At 41.0% G+C, this 4,420-nt stretch carries 2 protein-coding genes; both read right to left on the reverse strand.

The genetic code is table 11. The features are described 5' to 3' along the window. Positions 1-785: 785 nt before the first annotated feature. Complete coding sequence (locus tag AAC073_RS24880; protein ID WP_339926495.1) at positions 786-1,037, reverse strand: hypothetical protein; 252 nt, start codon at positions 1,035-1,037, stop codon at positions 786-788. Positions 1,038-1,408: 371 nt separating this feature from the next. Continuing rightward, positions 1,409-4,255: a hypothetical protein gene (locus AAC073_RS24885; RefSeq protein ID WP_339926496.1), complete on the reverse strand. Its 2,847-nt coding sequence runs from the start codon at positions 4,253-4,255 to the stop codon at positions 1,409-1,411. Positions 4,256-4,420: the final 165 nt, after the last annotated feature.

Raw genomic sequence — 4,420 nt, forward strand, 5'->3', positions numbered from 1 at the left:
AATTGTTAATTGTTAATTGTTAATTGTTAATTGTTAATTGTTAATTGTTTTTTAACGTAAATACTTCAAGAATCTATTGCTGGTGTTTGGGATGGTTGGACTTCCCTACCGGTACCTGAGCTTGTCGAAATACTGGTACCCGAGATTGTCGAAGGTGGTCCCTGAGCTTGCCGAAGGGCAAAGGGACATTTGAGCGAGAACCTCTTGGTTTTTTCACTTTGGTGTTCAGGCTAAGCCTGACACGAAAGTGAAAAAACCAATATAGCCCTAAAGGATCATTAGCGTAAGACGAGAAATCATTCGGTCTACCAAAGAACTGGTCATTAATCCTGACAAACACAGCTAGATGGATATTACCCTAGCAATCCAGGCAACATTCGAAGGTTTTTTTAAATGGAGTTATCGAAAATCATTTTTCAAGTTCAAAAGGATCACCTAGCAATTTTAAATGTCATCTACACTAGCCAAGAACCTAACAATGACCGTGAGAAAAAAAATTCTTCTTTAAAGCAGGGTTTTGACTACAGAATGGATTGGCTAATGCAAACAGTAGCTGAAATCTTTTAGGAAAAGTTCTTATTCTTCCCTTAATTGCCGCGTTTCGGTTCCATTGCGGTGGTCCAAGTGTTTGATTTAAATTCGGGTTTGAAAATGAATGGTTATCAGCTCATAAATTCTCCCAAAGCCAAATTCTATAATAATCAGGACTCTACTATTTCTGTAAAGATTCTAAATGGCTGTTAATAAATATCCAGATTTACCTATCCAGATCTTGGGATTTACCTTTAATTAATTTTTTCTGCTTTAACAACAATATATCCTGGATTCAGATAGCGCAATATATGCTCTGGAAAATAACCAATACAATGGTATCGTGAACCAATGTTTTCTTCCGATCTCTGATAGGAAAATTTCATTTTGAACATGTCACGATTCTCTTCTGGCAAAGAACTGTGCCATTCTAGTGGAACATCAAACATATCAGCTGGTACCCCAAACAGCATTAAGGTATCGGGGTTAGCACCTATGGTTTCCACCAGATATCCTTTACCTTCTCCTTTATTTGTTATTACTGTATCATCGCCAACGCAGGGGTGCTGACCAATGAGGTACCCTTAGGCATGAAAAACAGGTAGTTCATCGTTATTCTGGCAAGCCACAAGGATCGATAAAAGAATAACAATCCCTACCAAAATTATCCATGTACCTTTAAAAACCTCCAGTATCTTCATATTGATCAATATTAATTAAAGCCATAAACGAATAAAAAGACAAAGGCTGAAAACTAAACAAACCTATGTTTTAAATAATAATTCTCTAATCTTCACAGCTGCTTTTATTCAGTACAAAAGGGACCTTGAAAACGCTACAAAAAGCTATGGGAAAGGACCTTACCTACCCATCAATATTATTTGATCACAAACCACTGCTGAGACCTGGGTGGAATATTGACAGGCAGCTCTATCGTATAATCTCTATTCAATTCCAGGCTTGTTATATTTCCCTTATTGTCCAGCAGCCTGGCCTCATTTTCAAGTCCTGTATAATACAGGTTCACTGAAATATCTTTTTGTATGGGCACATCCAATGGATTGTAAAGCATAAGCAGTCCTTTCTCCTCTCCAAGGGGATTGACATGAAGGAGCCCGTCGTAATCCCTGCCATCAGGTCTTCGCAGGTGCACAATGTCTCCATCCAAAACTTCCCGGTGTTGCTTGTAAAAATTCACCCATTTAAGAATTATCTTCTTGGTTTGTGGGCTGTCATAAAGCTGTGGCCCTCTAAAACAGGCCTGTACACCTGCACCAAAAAGATTGGCCAAACGTTGTTCATAATGGGGCAAATGTTCCTTCAAGGGCTCTATGGTAGCGGCTTTCCCTCCCCCATGGTATTCAACCAGTGGTACAAACATCCAGCCCATTGAAGGGGTCTTCTGCCATGTGCCGTCATAAATGTTTTGTCTTTCGATGATTTCTTGCTGGGCCCTGGGCAAGGACCAATTGGTTTCCCGATAGCCCATACCCGTTTTATTGCTTCCTGCCATAAAATAATGATCGGGCACATTGAGAAAAATGCCTTTACCCCTGGCCCATTCATAAAAGGTTTTGATTCTTTGGTATTGGTTCCACTGCGAATCCTCAAGTCCTTCGTGTCCAGGATGCTCATGACTGGCACATACATCTCCGGGATAACTCCCATCATGTTCCAGGATATCCTGTCCGGTTTTACTATAAAAATTATACAGCTTTTCAAAATAATTGATCCCCCATTCACTTTCCAAGCAAGGGGAATTGCCAAAACGAGGTTGTAAGCCTTGCGGCATGATGACATCATTTTCTTTATTGATGCTCCTACTTGCCAATAAGGAATACCCGCCCAAGGCGATTCCTTTGACATGTGCATAATCTGCCAATTCTTTCATTCTATTAATATTTTCCGGACTGTCATTTTCTATCTGAAAACCACTTCCAAAAGTCATGATCACCATCTCAAAGCCCACTTCTGCGCATTGATCGATGGCTTTTTTGACAGCAGCATTGTCGGCATTGCGAACATGCATCATCATAGGGTTCTCTGTTGCCCAAGGCGCCTGAGACCTGTACATTCTTCTTTCCGCTAGTCCTATTCTCTCCCTGTCCCAACTGTCATGGAACAATTCCCAGGTCCTAAAACTTTCAAAAGTTTCCTCCGGAGCAAGGCTTTTCATGGGGCCAAGCTTAGGATAGGCTTCCAAAAGCACGGGCGTTTGTAGGCCATAATTCACTTGGGTTTTATACAAAGGGTCATTGTTCCAGGCAATACTGCTGGAATACAGGTTGTCATTGGACATGCCTCCAAAGCGGAAGTCAGTTTCAATTGATATATTGGGTTTTTTCCACTCTGTCTTGGCGTCCACAGCACTTTCCGGTTCTACCAGGGCCAATATTTCACTTTTAAAGGTGTTAATTTTAATTTTTTGATCGCTTCCATTCTCCACGGTTATCCATTTAGAGAGTAGTGGAATCCCGTCAAAAAGCTCGTAATGCACCTGTACTTTGATTGCTTTCAGGTAATTGTATCGGGCTTTCAGAGCAGCTTTATCCGTTTCTTTTTGTTCACCCAGAAGCTTGACCTCCATCACATGACTTCTGCCCTGGTTTCCTTGTGTGGCAAAATCCTCAAATCCTCCCTTGGGATCCATTTTTCCAAGCCTTAGCTTAATTATTGGACTGGAATCTATTTTGATGTCGACAAGGTGTTCGTAATTGTCATCTGAATAACTATAAGAAAAAGACAATTTGGAAGCTTTTCTTTCCGCACGAAGAAAAATAGGTTTGCCCTCCTCATATTCCCCCTGACTGCTTTCCTTTTGGCCATCGAAAACACCAAAAGTACGATCCTGGGTTCTGAGGTTTATTTTATATACACCACCATTGCCATTGACCAAGGCCATACCCGGCCCCCAGCTTGCAGACTGATCTGTTCCCGGGTCTAATTGTACTATCCATACCTTCGTTTCCTCCGGACTATCTCTCTCAGCCACTACGGAATTATTGGCCAAGGCCATGATTTCCCCTGCCTTGCCTTCATTGATAAAAGAATTTCGCTCATCTCCTTTGGAAGCAGTAAGTTTCCAGGAATCTTTAAGCTGAGCAAAATTATCATTAAACATTACCGTTCTACCAAGATCTGTTGAGGCCTTTGCTGCCAGGTAATTAAGCAAAGCATCATCCGCAACATAAGTAAAAGTCAATCGCTTACCAGGTGCAGGCCAAGGAATGTCCTTGGGCATCCATTCCAGCCTTTTTTGCCAAGCAAAACGTGGCTGAGTTTCTCCAACTTCATAATTCTTCAGCGTTAAGGCTGCAGGGTTTACCTCCATTTGATCAACCCACTCGCCCAGTAGGTAATTGTGAATGGGTTGACCGATTAATCCTCCTACAGGTAGTTCCATTCCGTCTATTGTGACCATTGCCTCCGGCCGTATAGATCTTAGCATTTGCTCCCCGGTCATCTCATTTTCAAGGCCTACTGTTGCCCCACCTTTCTCCACATTAAAAACACGTCCAATCAAACCATTGCTCAGGATTAATTCTCCTTTCACATTGGTAAATACTTCCGTTTTGGCATCGATGGGTCCAAGCAGCCAATCTTTTGTTATTTTGGCCTTTTTATACATTGGAAGTTCGCCTGTTTGTTGGGTCCATCCAAGAAATGAGGGGAGCAACAATAGCGTTAATAAAAAAAGTATAGGCCACATTTTCTGTATTCTCATAGCGGTGTTCCTTTCGTTTCGGAAATGATGGTAATTTTTCCATTCCCTTTCGATATCGTATTGGTTAAATTGACTAGGGGCTAATATAATTATTAATGGTTGATGGTTGGTTGTTAATTGTTAATTGTTAATTGTTAATTGTTAATTGTTAATTGTTAATTGTTA

It is taken from the genome of uncultured Cyclobacterium sp. (assembly GCF_963977555.1).
Taxonomy (GTDB): Bacteria; Bacteroidota; Bacteroidia; order Cytophagales; family Cyclobacteriaceae; genus Cyclobacterium.